The organism is Pokkaliibacter sp. MBI-7 (genome assembly GCF_029846635.1).
In the GTDB taxonomy this organism is placed as follows: domain Bacteria; phylum Pseudomonadota; class Gammaproteobacteria; order Pseudomonadales; family Balneatricaceae; genus Pokkaliibacter.
Map to the genome: position 1 here is coordinate 1,269,351 of NZ_JARVTG010000002.1, position 12,904 is coordinate 1,282,254.

The 12,904-nt window shown below is 53.6% G+C and carries 12 protein-coding genes; 6 read left to right on the forward strand and 6 right to left on the reverse strand.

Translation table 11 applies throughout. The features are described 5' to 3' along the window. Positions 1–53 precede the first annotated feature (53 nt). Positions 54–647 (forward strand): YecA family protein, encoded by a 594-nt coding sequence (locus tag QCD60_RS25455; RefSeq protein WP_279789701.1) that lies wholly within the window; start codon positions 54–56, stop codon positions 645–647. 71 nt (positions 648–718) lie between these two features. Here the strand turns inward: QCD60_RS25455 and QCD60_RS25460 are convergent, their stop codons facing one another. The 4 genes from QCD60_RS25460 to QCD60_RS25475 all read right to left on the reverse strand — a co-directional run bounded on the left by QCD60_RS25460 (position 719) and on the right by QCD60_RS25475 (position 3,326). Continuing rightward, positions 719–1,186 carry a glycine zipper 2TM domain-containing protein gene (locus QCD60_RS25460; RefSeq protein WP_279789703.1) on the reverse strand — a complete coding sequence of 156 codons (468 nt, stop codon included), beginning with the start codon at positions 1,184–1,186 and terminating at the stop codon, positions 719–721. 451 nt (positions 1,187–1,637) lie between these two features. Next, complete coding sequence (locus tag QCD60_RS25465) at positions 1,638–1,868, reverse strand: DUF465 domain-containing protein (RefSeq protein ID WP_110185511.1); 231 nt, start codon at positions 1,866–1,868, stop codon at positions 1,638–1,640. A gap of 100 nt (positions 1,869–1,968) precedes the next feature. Next, positions 1,969–2,283 carry a BolA family transcriptional regulator gene (locus QCD60_RS25470; RefSeq protein ID WP_279789706.1) on the reverse strand — a complete coding sequence of 105 codons (315 nt, stop codon included), beginning with the start codon at positions 2,281–2,283 and terminating at the stop codon, positions 1,969–1,971. A gap of 110 nt (positions 2,284–2,393) precedes the next feature. Further along, positions 2,394–3,326 carry an adenosylmethionine decarboxylase gene (locus tag QCD60_RS25475; RefSeq protein WP_279789709.1) on the reverse strand — a complete coding sequence of 311 codons (933 nt, stop codon included), beginning with the start codon at positions 3,324–3,326 and terminating at the stop codon, positions 2,394–2,396. Between the two features lie 252 nt (positions 3,327–3,578). Here QCD60_RS25475 and QCD60_RS25480 point away from each other — a divergent pair, with 252 nt between their 5' ends. From QCD60_RS25480 to QCD60_RS25490, 3 genes are all read left to right on the forward strand, one after another. Further along, complete coding sequence (locus tag QCD60_RS25480) at positions 3,579–4,574, forward strand: adenosine deaminase (RefSeq protein ID WP_279789711.1); 996 nt, start codon at positions 3,579–3,581, stop codon at positions 4,572–4,574. A gap of 114 nt (positions 4,575–4,688) precedes the next feature. Further along, on the forward strand, positions 4,689–5,753 hold the full coding sequence (locus tag QCD60_RS25485) for a succinylglutamate desuccinylase/aspartoacylase family protein (RefSeq protein ID WP_104151609.1): 1,065 nt from the start codon (positions 4,689–4,691) through the stop codon (positions 5,751–5,753). Positions 5,754–5,857: 104 nt separating this feature from the next. Beyond that, positions 5,858–7,000 carry a PQQ-dependent sugar dehydrogenase gene (locus tag QCD60_RS25490; protein WP_279789713.1) on the forward strand — a complete coding sequence of 381 codons (1,143 nt, stop codon included), beginning with the start codon at positions 5,858–5,860 and terminating at the stop codon, positions 6,998–7,000. 95 nt (positions 7,001–7,095) lie between these two features. Here the strand turns inward: QCD60_RS25490 and fabF are convergent, their stop codons facing one another. Continuing rightward, complete coding sequence (fabF, locus tag QCD60_RS25495) at positions 7,096–8,334, reverse strand: beta-ketoacyl-ACP synthase II (protein WP_279789715.1); 1,239 nt, start codon at positions 8,332–8,334, stop codon at positions 7,096–7,098. A 414-nt stretch (positions 8,335–8,748) separates the two neighbouring features. On the opposite strand from fabF, the gene QCD60_RS25500 reads away from it, so the two are divergent. Further along, on the forward strand, positions 8,749–9,681 hold the full coding sequence (locus tag QCD60_RS25500) for a helix-turn-helix domain-containing protein (RefSeq protein WP_279789717.1): 933 nt from the start codon (positions 8,749–8,751) through the stop codon (positions 9,679–9,681). Between the two features lie 60 nt (positions 9,682–9,741). Here the strand turns inward: QCD60_RS25500 and QCD60_RS25505 are convergent, their stop codons facing one another. Next, positions 9,742–10,491, reverse strand: a complete 750-nt coding sequence (locus QCD60_RS25505; RefSeq protein ID WP_279789719.1) for a TIGR00266 family protein — start codon at positions 10,489–10,491, stop codon at positions 9,742–9,744. 826 nt (positions 10,492–11,317) lie between these two features. On the opposite strand from QCD60_RS25505, the gene QCD60_RS25510 reads away from it, so the two are divergent. Then, complete coding sequence (locus tag QCD60_RS25510) at positions 11,318–12,901, forward strand: cytochrome ubiquinol oxidase subunit I (protein ID WP_279789721.1); 1,584 nt, start codon at positions 11,318–11,320, stop codon at positions 12,899–12,901. Positions 12,902–12,904 lie beyond the last annotated feature (3 nt).

Here is a 12,904-nt window from a genome sequence, read left to right on the forward strand (position 1 = left end):
GCTCATTCGGGTTCGAGAGAGTAGAATGGGATCGTCTTTTTGAGGATATATCAATGACTCAATCTTTTAATGCCCGCCCCCTCACCGATGAAGAGTTTGAAAAGCTGGAGGACTTCCTGTTTTCACCTGCTGTCAGTGAAGAAGCCATGGACTATATCGGTATCCATGCCTTGTTAACTGCCGTTGCAATCTGCCCCAAGCCCATCAGCAAAACAACATGGATGGAAAGCATTTTCGTTGAAGCCCCCAAATGGGAAAGTGCAGAACAGCAAGCGTTTGTTGAAGGTCTGCTTGATCGTGAGCTGGCCTGCATTCTTGAAGAGCTGGAAGGTGAAGAGCCTGTTGAACTGCCCTGCGACCTCACTCTGGAAGACGAAGATGGCCTGTTGACCAGCTGGTGCCAGGCATTTATTGAAGGCGTTTATCTGGAAGAAGCAGCCTGGTTCAACGATCACGAAGCAGAAGTGGCAGAGCTGATGCTCCCCATCATGGTTGCCTCCGATCTGTTTGACGATCCCGATATGCAGGCAATCCGTAAGAACAAACAACTGACCGAACAGTTCTGCAGCGAAATCCCTGACATCCTCACAGACATCTATCTGCTGTTCCGTGCACCGGCCGAAGGCGGCCAGGGTAAGCGTCACTGAGCGCTAACGCACCAACCAAAAAGCGAGGCATCTGCCTCGCTTTTTGGTATACCAGCCCCGCAGGGCATTAATCAGATACGAGTCGCGCGGGCAGAACCGTCCTGACCGGTCAGCACCTGCACACGATCACCCACGTTAAGAGGAGCATTCGGATCCACTTCCTGAACGATGGCGATAGACTGGCCATTGTCCATACGGATGGTCATATTGATACCTTGCGCAGTGGTTGCCTGCTTCTCGATCGCTGAACCCGCAATTGCACCACCAACCGCACCGATAACAGTGGCAAGGCCCTGACCACGACCGCCGCCGATAGCGCTACCCGCAATACCACCGACTACCGCACCGGGAACAGCACCCAGACCGGACTGATTGCCTTCGATTTTCACAAACCGCATGTTAGTGATCGTGCCATACTGCACATTCTGTACCTGGCGCGCCTCATTACGGCTGTAGGTATCACCGGTCAACGTTGAAGCGCAACCAGACATGATCAGCGTGGAAGCCACGAGTGCGCTAGCAATAAAAATCTTTCCCATAACACGTATCCCTTGGTTGACAGCATTTAAGCCGACAGAAAAATCAGGCTGACCTTCCACCGCCCTGCTCCCCCCTTGCCTCACTATTGTCTTGGAGTCAGGTAAATCAGATAAGGGACGGATTCACTTCGCATTTCCTACAGACACGTCACATCTGTACTGAAGGGCACGCAGATTCTAGCAGGATATAACCGCCAGTTTTGAACAGCTTGTTTCAGCATAGTGAATTTATAAGCACTATTTACAGCCACGCAAGCTCGGCACAGTTTCAATCAGCGCAGAAATTTTCAGGGCAAGGTAAATAGCCCAGAAAGTATTTACGTAGCCGTACCGGATAGAGGGTAGCACGTAAAAGACAGAGGTTTTCTGACAGGGAGAGGTAAAGCTGGAAAGGGATAGTTCTTGAGGTATACACAGAGAGCACCGACTCAGGTGCTCTCTGGCGTTTGCCTTAGGCAGTGAGCATTGCGTACAGCTCGTCTTTCAGGCGCAGGCGTTTCAGCTTGAACTCCTCTTCAGTTGCAGTCGCAACCGGAGTCACCTCACCTTCCATATTGCCAACCTGACGGTTCACTTCGTGGTACTCATCGAATAACCGCAGGAAATGGGCATCCGATGTTTTCAGCTCATGGATCTTTTCGCGCAGTTCGGGGAACTCATGTACCAGGTCGTGCTGTTGCATGTTATGACTCCTGAGGTCGTATCATTGTTCGACCTCCATTATCCTCAGCCGTGCAGTTAACGAATTGACACCCGTCAAGACCTTGTCATAAGTACCTGAATCAACTTGCTTTACTACCACCACGACAGGTGGGCGATGCAGGACTGACCTGCCCTTTTTCCTGCCACTCCTGCTCGGTATACAAATGCAACGCCAGAGCATGGATAGGATTCTGCATAAGTTCAGCGACACTACGATAGACTGCCTGATGCCGGGCAACGGCACGCATCCCGTCAAATCGGGCACTGACCAGAGTCACTTTGAAGTGAGACTCAGTGGCTGGGCCACTATGCATATGGCTTTCATTGTCGATAGTCAGAAACTGGGGAGCGAACTCCTCAGTCAACAGAGACTCGAGTTTACTGGCTACACTCATGGAGAGACTCCCATAGGCAGAAAGCCCCCGAGACTCACAAGAAGCTCAGGAGCCTAGCTTGAACTAATGCCTTATTAATTGTGATGTACCGCGACCATATTCAACAGGTACTAGATGATACGCTCGGCTACGGCAGGTTCCGTTACCACTTCCAGAAAATGACGGAATGTCATCTGATAACCACAGGCCAAAGACTGTTCATAGTGACTGATACACACCACCTGATCAGGTACAGTCAACGCTGGCGTTATATCAAAGCTGATGACGTCATAGCTCTTGGGCTGGAAAATGGCCAGTATGCGATCAAACAGCTCTGCATGTTCATGCTCAACATCCAGATTGGTCTCAAAACTGACATAGGAGCTGCGCTCCTGTGGCGTGATGTGAAAGGTCGCATAGTAGCCATCCTTGATGGCATTCAGCGAGTAGCCGTAGGGCTCAAACACGAAGTCATCAATGGTAAAGCCGGGCAATAACTCAGACAGCTGTAAACGTGAACGAATACCCTCAGCGGTTTGCCCTTCCGACCGCAGATAATCGGCAACAGGACCACTGATGTGATACATCAGCAACTCAGCGGTGAAATCGTCAGCTTCTGGCTCAAAATGATTATTCAGATGGTAAACATAGTTGTGATGGGCATCGAGATGACCAAGCCGATACGCTGTACCGGAAATAAACTGCTCCAGCGCCTCGATATCATCCTCGACACAGGTCTTCTGCAAGTGTGACTGGTATTCATTCTTACGCTGAAAAACCACCATGGTCACGTTATCGCGCCCATAGGATTCAAGGAATTTGGTAATGGCATTCACCAGAGTAGTGGTGCCACAGGTCAGCATCAGGAATCGATCTTCCCATACAAAGAGGCTGGATTCAGACAACAGATACGCATCGCAAACCTCGTTTGAAAGCGTGGACAAAATGGTTGCCTGTGACTCCGCGACAATCACCTCCCAAAAGGGCTTGCCCAGATCACGCAGAGAGCGTCCCCCTGCTTTAACGACCACTTCAACCTTCTTTTCAGACCCTTCAAAAAACAATTTTCGTCACCTCCCACCCGTTCAGGGAACTATAAAACCCATGTTTCGCTTTAAATCGCGCATTATAGCCACCATCCACCGGAGATTAACAGGAAGTCATGGGCGAAATTATGACGGCTCTGCGACGGGAGTATGACAGCCATAAAAACCGCGTGGCGCGTTTTGTATTACTTGTTACCATGGCACAACAGCTGCATAAGCATCGATGTAGACTGTTGATATTCTTCGATTTCCCTATGACGGAGCTCAGCTATGGAGACCTTTATTCACGCCCTTCCCAAAGTGGAACTGCATTTGCATATCGAAGGATCACTGGAGCCCGAACTGCTATTCGCACTGGCTGAGCGCAATCAGATTCCACTGCCCTATGCAGATGTCGAGTCTCTGCGCGCCGCTTATCAATTCACCAATCTGCAGTCGTTTCTCGACATCTATTATCAGGGCGCCAATGTCCTGATCAGGGAACAGGATTTTTACGATCTGACCTGGGCCTACCTGCAGAAATGTCATCAGCAAAATGTTGTTCACACCGAGATCTTTTTTGACCCTCAAACCCACACGGATCGGGGCATTCCTTTCGCTGATGTGATTGGCGGCATCAGCCGGGCACTGGCCGATGGCGAATCCAAACTGGGTATCACCAGCGCACTGATACTGAGCTTTCTGCGCCATCTGAGTGAAGAGGCCGCTTTTGCCACGCTTGAACAGGCGCTTCCCTACCGGGATCTGTTTGTGGGTATTGGTCTGGATTCATCGGAGAAAGGTAATCCTCCTGAGAAGTTCTCCCGCGTTTTCGCCAGGGTGCGTGAACTAGGCTTCAAAGTCGTCGCTCACGCTGGCGAAGAAGGCCCAGCCGAGTACATCTGGACAGCACTGAAAGACCTGCAGGTAGCTCGCATTGATCACGGTGTACGCTGTGTAGATGATCCTGCGTTAGTTGAGCACCTGCGTCAGACCCGTGTGCCGCTGACGGTCTGCCCATTGTCCAACACCAAACTGTGCGTGTTCAGCGAGATGAGTGAACACAACATTGGCAAGTTACTGGACCAGGGTCTGTGCGTAACCGTTAACTCCGATGACCCGGCCTATTTTGGCGGTTATATGGAAGAGAACTATCTCGCCATCCAATCCGCTCTCGGCTTAACCAAACCGCAGCTGGTGCAGCTGGCTCGCAATGGCATAGAGGCGTCCTTTATGACGGAGCAACGCAAACAAGCCCTAATGGCACAAGTGGACAGCCTGCTGTAAGCAGGCTTCTTTCAGCATGGACTGACCGCGTCACAGCGGTACTGACCAGCACGTTGCACTGATGTGCCCTCAACCCACGACCACGTATGAGGGTCTTCAACGCCAGGAGGCGACATGGCAACGCATTCTTCGACCGACAGGCAGAGCATCCTGACCATAGGGGGTCAGCAGGTCAGACCCGGCACTCGCAGCAGTATTGCGCTGCCTGTGGCAAGGCTCTACACCCGCGAAGAAATTGCTATGCCCATTCAGGTAGTACACGGCCGCAGGACAGGGCCGTGTCTGTTTGTCAGCGCAGCCATTCATGGCGATGAACTGAACGGTGTGGAGATCATTCGCCGTCTGCTGAAACAACCTGCACTGAACAACATTGCTGGCACTCTCATCGCGATTCCCATCGTCAATGTCCATGGCCTGGTTAACCGCTCGCGTTACCTTCCCGACCGGCGCGACCTGAATCGCAGCTTTCCGGGAAGCGAAAAGAGCTCTCTGGCAGGTCGTCTGGCCAACCTCTTTCTCAGTGAAATTGTCAGCCACTGCACTCATGGTATCGACCTCCATACCGGCGCCCGGTATCGCTCCAACCTGCCGCAAATTCGCGCTGATCTGGATGACGCCCAGACACTGCACCTCGCCAATGCCTTTGGCGTCCCTATCATGCTCAATGCCAATGTGCGCGATGGTTCACTGCGCCATGCGGCATCAGAGCTGGGTGTCCCCGTACTGCTCTATGAAGGGGGCGAGGCACTGCGTTTTGATGAAATTGCCATACGTGCCGGAGTACGGGGCATTCTCAATGTGATGCGCGCACTGAAGATGATCAGAGGCAAGATGGTCACACCCCGCGTCCCCCCGCTGATAGCCAAAAACACCAGCTGGGTTCGGGCGGCAGACAGTGGCATCTTTCGTGCGCTGGTACCACTCGGTAAGGAAGTTCGCAAAGGTGATGTATTGGGGGTGATATCCAGCCCCTACGGTGAAGATGAGCATGAAATTCGCAGTCATCGCTCCGGGGTCATCATAGGCCGCTGTCATCTGCCACTGGTGCATGAAGGGGAAGCCCTGTTCAACCTGGCTATCCTGCCGGGGGGTGAGTCGGAGGAGACTGGTGAAGCCATTTCGATTTTCCATCAGGATATTCAGGACGATCCCTTCTTCGACGAAGAGATATACAGCTAGCCCTCTGCACCACCTCACGATCAGTTGATATCGGAGACATTTCTCCCAAGAACTCTAGTTGCCATGACTCATTGATTCATCGTCATTGACCAGAGAGAAAGGGAATGATCAGAAAGCCGACCGTTTTGATGGCGTTATTACGCCACCCTATGACTGCAGGCATCGTCCTCACTGCCGCTTTACTGCTATTGCTGTCCTGCAAGGCAATGGCCAGCACCTCGTTCTCCCAGCAGGTTCTGCTGGAAAGGCTCAACCAACCCTGGTCTTTGGCCTTTCTGTCTGAGCAGGAAGTGCTGATTACCGAGAAAGGCGGCGCCTTACTGCGAGTCAACCTGCAAACCCGTCAGCGTCAGCACATCAGCGGACTGCCCACAAGTACGGTGCATGGTCAGGGTGGGTTGCTGGATGTCGCGCTGCACCCTGACTTCAATACAAACCACTGGCTCTATCTCACTTACACCCGACAGGTTGGCAGGCAGTTCACTACGGCACTGGCCAGAGGTCGTCTGAGTGGCAATACCCTCACCGATGTCAAAGAACTGTTGATCAGCAAAGCTGCATCGGACACCGGCCACCATTTCGGCTCCCGGCTGGCGTTCGATAAACATGGCTACCTCTATATGAGCGTGGGCGAACGCGGCGACAGGCACAATGCACAGATGCTGACTAACCACGCGGGCAAGATACTACGCCTGCGCGACGATGGTAGCGTACCTCCTGACAACCCGCTTGCTGGCCTGACAGATGCTCTACCGGAAATTTACTCCTATGGACATCGCAACCCACAGGGGCTGGCTTATGACCCCAAAACGGATCGCATGTGGTCCCATGAGCATGGCCCACGAGGCGGTGACGAAGTCAATCTGCTGGTCAAAGGCGCCAACTACGGCTGGCCTCTGGTGACTTTCGGACGCGAATATTCCGGCCTGAGCATTACCAGCGAAACCACCCGGCCCGGCATCGAGCCTCCACGCTGGGTATGGGTGCCGTCGATTGCCCCTTCGGGTCTGGCGGTTTATCGCGGCAAGGCCTTTCCTGACTGGCAAGGCGACCTGCTGCTCGGCGGTCTGGCCGGGCAACTGCTGGTCCAACTGGAGATGAATGAAGATCAGGTGATTCAGGAAGATCGCTATCAGCAGCAAAACCTGCATCAACGAGTGCGAGATGTACGTGTCGGGCCTGACGGATTGATCTATCTGCTGACCGATGGTGCCAATGCGCAGCTTATACGTCTTTCACCTTTATAAGACCTGCCGTGTGTAGGCGCGCGGACACAATCTGAGACCATCGCTGATTCTGGCTGGAGTCAGCGATGGTGAAGTGGTGTTTACCGAGAACAGACTTACACGTCTTTGAGGCGACGGAACACCAATGACGCATTGGTACCACCGAAGCCAAATGAGTTGGACAGTGCCAGATCAATCGAGCGTTCACGGCCCTCGTTAGGTGTGACATCCAGCTCACAATCAGGGTCGAGGTTATCGATATTGATGCTCGGGGGTACGAAATTATCCTGCATCGCCATCACCGTCAGCACTGCCTCAATCGCCCCAGCCGCTCCCAGCATGTGACCCGTCATGGATTTGGTCGCGCTGACAGATATCTTGCTGGCATGGTCTTGCAGCACCGTCTGAATGGCGCGCAGCTCATTGATGTCGCCCACCGGCGTCGAGGTCGCATGAGCATTGATGTAGTCCAGCTGATCTGGCGTCGCGCCAGCATCCTTGATAGCCAGTCGAATTGAGCGGGCAGGCCCTTCCACAGTAGGCGCACTGATATGGTGAGCATCAGAGCTGACGCCATACCCCGCCAGCTCACAATAGATACGCGCACCACGTGCCTGCGCGAACTCCAGCTCTTCCAGAATCAGGATGGCGGCACCCTCTGAAAATACAAAACCGTCGCGATCTCGATCATAGGGACGGCTGGCTTTTTCCGGTGCATCATTGCGGGTACTCAGCGCTTTCATGGCAGCAAAGCCACCCATACACAGCTTGGTCAATGCGCCTTCCGATCCGCCGACAATCATCGCCTTGGCATCACCGCGCTCAATATGGCGGAAAGCATCGCCGATGGCGTGGCTTGAAGAAGCACAGGCCGACAGAGTCACCGCATTGTAATTGCGCGTACCGAAGGTAAGAGAGACATAGCCTGCCGCCATATTGGGCAGAATCATCGGTACAAAGAAAGGTGAAATTCGCCCTGGCCCCTTCTCTTCCATCAGTAGCACATTTTTTTCCAGAGTCACTTCGCCACCGATACCCACCCCGAGGGAGACACCAACATCGTCGGCGATGTCATCAGTGATCTTCAGCCCGGCATCATCCAGTGCCTGCTGGGTTGCCGCGATGGCATAGAGATCCAGCACATCCATTTTCTTGGCATCTTTAGCCGGAATAACGCTGGGAATTTCAAAGTTCCGCACTTCTCCGGCGATATGGGTTTTAAGGTCTGAAGCATCAAAGCGAGTGATAAGACCAATGCCGGAACGACCGCTGCGACAGGCTGTCCAGGCAGTTTCCAGGTCATTACCAAGGGGAGACACAATACCCAGACCTGTCACCACAACGCGCTTGCGCATAGAAAAACTCCGTAACTTTCCAATCTTGCTGCCCGATAGCGCAGTGAGCACGCTATCACTCCTGACATATCAACGAGTTATCGAGGCGCATTACACGCGACGTACTCTCTAGGATGATCACTATGCGCTGATATACGTCGAATTGAGAGCGGCATTCCTGACGAAAAAAGGGCAAAATGCGACAGGCAGTGATAAAGAAAGAGACAGGTCAAGTCAGGATGCGGGCATTCAACACAACTGATTGTCCATTTACACTCCGGTATGAAAGTAACGGTAGTGTCAAAGTATCGACAACTTCCTCTGCTAACCTTGTTACCGCCAGTCAACCCCTGAGCCAGATATGAGCGAGATAAAAAGACCATGACATGCAGAGTCGCCATTATCGCTTACGAAGGTTGTTCCGCAGGCGTGCTGATGAGCGCTGCCGACGTGTTCAGCCATGCCAATCTGCTGGCCCAGTCTCTTGATCCGCAGATGGAAAAACCCTTCCATGTCCAGCTGGTCACACAGGATGGCGCTTCGGTGCGCAGTAGTAATGGCTATCCCTTGCCTGTTGATGGTGACCTCAGTCTGATCCAGCCCGGTGATATCGCACTCTTTCATGGCACGCCTCTGGCTGACGAGGAACAAACCCGGCAGGCCTTACGCCGCTGGCCTAGTCTGACCTGCTGGCTGCAGGCCAATCTGCCACAACTCCGCCTGTTCGCCTGTAATTACAGCGGCAGTCAGCTGCTGGGTGAGCAGGGACTGTGGCAAGCATCGCCACCCAGCATTCGCCAGCGTCTGATGGATATGTTCAAGGACAACAGCAGTAGTTCAGTGATGGGGATTCAGGCCGAAAACGTGCTCTGCGTTCCTTTGAATACCAGCTTCGTGGATTTGTGCATGTCCGTTGTCGCACGCTTTAGCGGCAGCAACTTCGCCCGCAATGTGGCCCGCGAGATGGCCGTGGACTACCCCCTGTCACCGGCAGATGGTTTTCTCAGCCGTAACATTCTGGGTAGCAGTCTGGTCGGCAATGCCAACTCACTGGTCAGCCGCGCTGAAGCATGGATTCAGGCCAACCTTTCACGGGAAGTAAAAGTAGAAGATGTGGCCCAGCAAATGGCGGTCAGCACGCGCACGCTGATTCGCCACTTTCAGGAGCAGATCAATCAGACGCCTCAGGGCTATATCCAGCAGCTGCGCATTGAGAAATGCAAATTGCTGCTGGCCACCACCAGCCTCAAGTTCTCACAGATTGTGGACCGCTGTGGTTACAGCGATGAAAGCGCCCTGCGGAAACTATTCAAGAAAACCTGTCAGGTGTCTCCCAGCGAATACCGCCGGCAATTCACCGATAAATAAAGTGATGTACTGTTGCCATGCCTTAACGTGGCAACAGTACCCGGTGTGACGACTCAGCGATCAGTCTTCACCCTGCTCTTTACCACCCAGCGCGGGTGCATGAGCAATGATGCGATCTGCCAGACGGGAGAACGGCAGGCTTTGCAGCCACACCTCACCGGTTCCACTCAAGGTCGTCAAAAATAGCCCTTCACCACCAAACAGCATGGTTTTTAATCCACGAGACAGCTCGATGTCGTAGTCCAGCCCCGGTGTGAACGCCACCAGACAGCCGGTGTCGACACGCAGCGTCTGGTTATTGAGGCGACGCCGGACCAGAGTACCGCCCGCGTGAATGAATGCCAGACCATCCCCTTTCAGCTTCTGCAGAATAAAGCCTTCGCCACCAAAGAAACCCGCGCCGAGCCGGCGACTGAACACCACATCAATGCTGGTACCCAGTGCCGCAGCAAGGAAGGCATCCTTCTGGCAGATCAAGCCGCCACCAATATCTCCCAGATGCACGGCTTCGATAGAACCGGGATAAGGGGCAGCGAAGGCCACCTGAGCCTTGCCTTTGCCTTCATGGGTGAAATGGGTCATGAAGATCGACTCGCCCGTCATCCAGCGCTTGCCTGCAGAAAACAACTTGCCAAACAATCCCTGATCAGGGTCTGAGCCATCCCCCATGCGGGTCTCAAACCGGATACCTTCTTCCATAAAGGTCATATTGCCCGCCTCGGCAATCACCGTTTCCCCCGGATCCAGCTCAATCTCCAGCAACTGCATGGCGTTACCAAGAATACGGTAGTCAATATCGTGGGATCGCATGGGCATTCTCCTTCAGCACTAAAAAGCCTCTTCCAGACTGATCATCAGCTGGAGTCCATACAAACAATCAGCAGCAAGGGTGCAGCCATTGCGCCTGCCTGACAAGCAACAGATCGCTTCCAGTCATCACCACCCGGCACACTTCCCCGGCCCGCCTCAAATTTATCCTTGTATTCCGCACACGCTTTCAGGGCGATCCACCGTCACACACCCTCAAATTGTTCAATAAATATGCAAGCCGGTGCCTGAATAATGAATTTCGCCACCCTGATGAACTGAAACAGCAGGTTGTCTTTGTTTCTGTTGATGTCCGTCAAGGCGTTTCCATGAGAGCAGTGCAAAATGAGCATCATCTAATGTAGCGAGCACTATGTTGCTTTCCTAAGCTCAAATGGACGACCTCCCCGCTGCAGTTCGTATAACCAGAACTAACGGGAACGAAAGCACACCTCAGGACGACGACTGGGAGAAACCGCCTGACACCAAGCCACATTACGAACCGGAGCTGACTGGCCACTGTTTCGTTAACCGCCGCAGAGCCAATCCAGTTCCTCACTCAGGTCTATCGGGTTTATCAGGAGCCAACCATGATAACCAGACAACTTACCCTGCCACGCTGCGCAGCATGGACTGTGCCGCGTGAACAAAGCTGGCCTCTCGCCATACCAACCGCACCCGGAGTCTGTTCATCGCCTCACCACGCTCCCGGCCAGCGAACACCAGCAACGTCGACACTTACCAGCCCTATCAGCTGAAGGCCATCCGCGGCTTATGACGATTTCGCTTTTCCTTTCATCTCAACTTACTCTTCTTGAGGAGTCCAACCATGATCAGTGAGTCAGTCGTTGAGTTATCACGACTACAGTTCGCCATGACGGCGCTCTATCACTTCCTGTTCGTGCCCCTGACCCTGGGTATGTCCTTCCTGCTGGCCATCATGGAATCGGTCTATGTCATGACCGGCAAGGAAGTGTACAAAGACATGGTCAAATTCTGGGGCAAGCTGTTTGGTATCAACTTTGCCCTTGGGGTGACCACCGGTCTGACCATGGAGTTTCAGTTCGGTACCAACTGGTCCTACTACTCTCACTACGTCGGAGATATCTTCGGCGCGCCACTGGCGATTGAAGGCCTGATGGCGTTCTTCCTCGAATCCACCTTTGTCGGCATGTTCTTCCTTGGCTGGGAGCGTCTGAGCAAGCGTGCTCACCTGCTGGTCACCTGGCTGGTCGCTATCGGCTCCAACATGTCCGCACTGTGGATTCTGGTGGCCAACGGCTGGATGCAGAACCCTGTGGGTGCGGAGTTCAACTTCGAATCCATGCGCATGGAGATGGAAAGCTTCGGCGCCCTGATCTTCAACCCTGTTGCTCAGGTCAAGTTCGTTCACACCGTGTCTGCCGGTTATGTCACTGGCTCCATCTTCGTCCTGGCGATCAGCGCCTGGTACATCCTGAAGGGACGTGATCTGGCCTTTGCCCGCCGCTCGTTCGCTATTGCAGCAGCCTTCGGCACTGCAGCTACCCTGTCTGTCATCATTCTGGGTGACGAATCAGGTTACGAAATTGGTGACGTGCAGAAAGCCAAACTGGCGGCTATCGAGGCCGAATGGCACACCGATGAAGCCCCAGCGGCCTTTACCCTGATCGGCATCCCCAACGAAGAGGAAATGCGTACCGACTACGCCATCAAGATCCCCTACGCTTTGGGTCTGATTGCGACCCGCTCACTGGATGAGCAGATCAAGGGCATCAGCGAACTGCGTGCTGACCACGAACAGCGTATCCGTAACGGCCTGAAAGCCTACGCCTTGCTGTTACAACTGCGCAGTGGCGACAAAAACCCCGATACCGTTGCAGCCTTCAACGCAATCAAAGTCGATCTGGGCTATGGCCTGCTGCTGCAGCAATACACCGACGACATCGCCAACGCTACCGATGCACAGATCAAACAGGCTGCCATCGACTCGATTCCTCGCGTGGCTCCCCTGTTCTTCAGCTTCCGCATCATGGTGGTCTGTGGCTTCCTGATGCTGGTGCTGTTCCTGTGCAGCTTCTACTACTGCGCAAAACGTCAGGAATACCAGAAAAAATGGCTGCTCAAATTCGCAGTATTCAGCCTGCCGCTGCCATGGATCGCGGTTGAAACCGGCTGGTTTGTCGCAGAGTACGGCCGTCAGCCCTGGGCCATTGGTGAAATTCTGCCAACTCACCTCGCGGCCTCCAGCCTGACTGCTGGCGATGTGATGGGGAGTCTGATTGCCATGATTGCCATCTACACCGTACTGCTGGTTATTGAGATGTACCTGATGATTCGCTTCGCCAAACAAGGTCCAAGCAGCCTGCACACCGGCCGCTACCATGCTGAGCAGTCTGGCATCGAACACCAACATGGCGCTGTCGCTAAGTAAGGA

Bases quoted from the DNA above. Each gene is read 5' to 3' on its own strand.
- QCD60_RS25455 (WP_279789701.1), top strand. From the start codon at position 54: ATGACTCAATCTTTTAATGCCCGCCCCCTCACCGATGAAGAGTTTGAA.
- QCD60_RS25460 (WP_279789703.1), bottom strand. From the start codon at position 1,186: ATGGGAAAGATTTTTATTGCTAGCGCACTCGTGGCTTCCACGCTGATC.
- QCD60_RS25465 (WP_110185511.1), bottom strand. From the start codon at position 1,868: ATGCAACAGCACGACCTGGTACATGAGTTCCCCGAACTGCGCGAAAAG.
- QCD60_RS25470 (WP_279789706.1), bottom strand. From the start codon at position 2,283: ATGAGTGTAGCCAGTAAACTCGAGTCTCTGTTGACTGAGGAGTTCGCT.
- QCD60_RS25480 (WP_279789711.1), top strand. From the start codon at position 3,579: ATGGAGACCTTTATTCACGCCCTTCCCAAAGTGGAACTGCATTTGCAT.
- QCD60_RS25485 (WP_104151609.1), top strand. From the start codon at position 4,689: ATGGCAACGCATTCTTCGACCGACAGGCAGAGCATCCTGACCATAGGG.
- QCD60_RS25490 (WP_279789713.1), top strand. From the start codon at position 5,858: ATGATCAGAAAGCCGACCGTTTTGATGGCGTTATTACGCCACCCTATG.
- fabF (WP_279789715.1), bottom strand. From the start codon at position 8,334: ATGCGCAAGCGCGTTGTGGTGACAGGTCTGGGTATTGTGTCTCCCCTT.
- QCD60_RS25500 (WP_279789717.1), top strand. From the start codon at position 8,749: ATGAGCGCTGCCGACGTGTTCAGCCATGCCAATCTGCTGGCCCAGTCT.
- QCD60_RS25505 (WP_279789719.1), bottom strand. From the start codon at position 10,491: ATGCGATCCCACGATATTGACTACCGTATTCTTGGTAACGCCATGCAG.
- QCD60_RS25510 (WP_279789721.1), top strand. From the start codon at position 11,318: ATGATCAGTGAGTCAGTCGTTGAGTTATCACGACTACAGTTCGCCATG.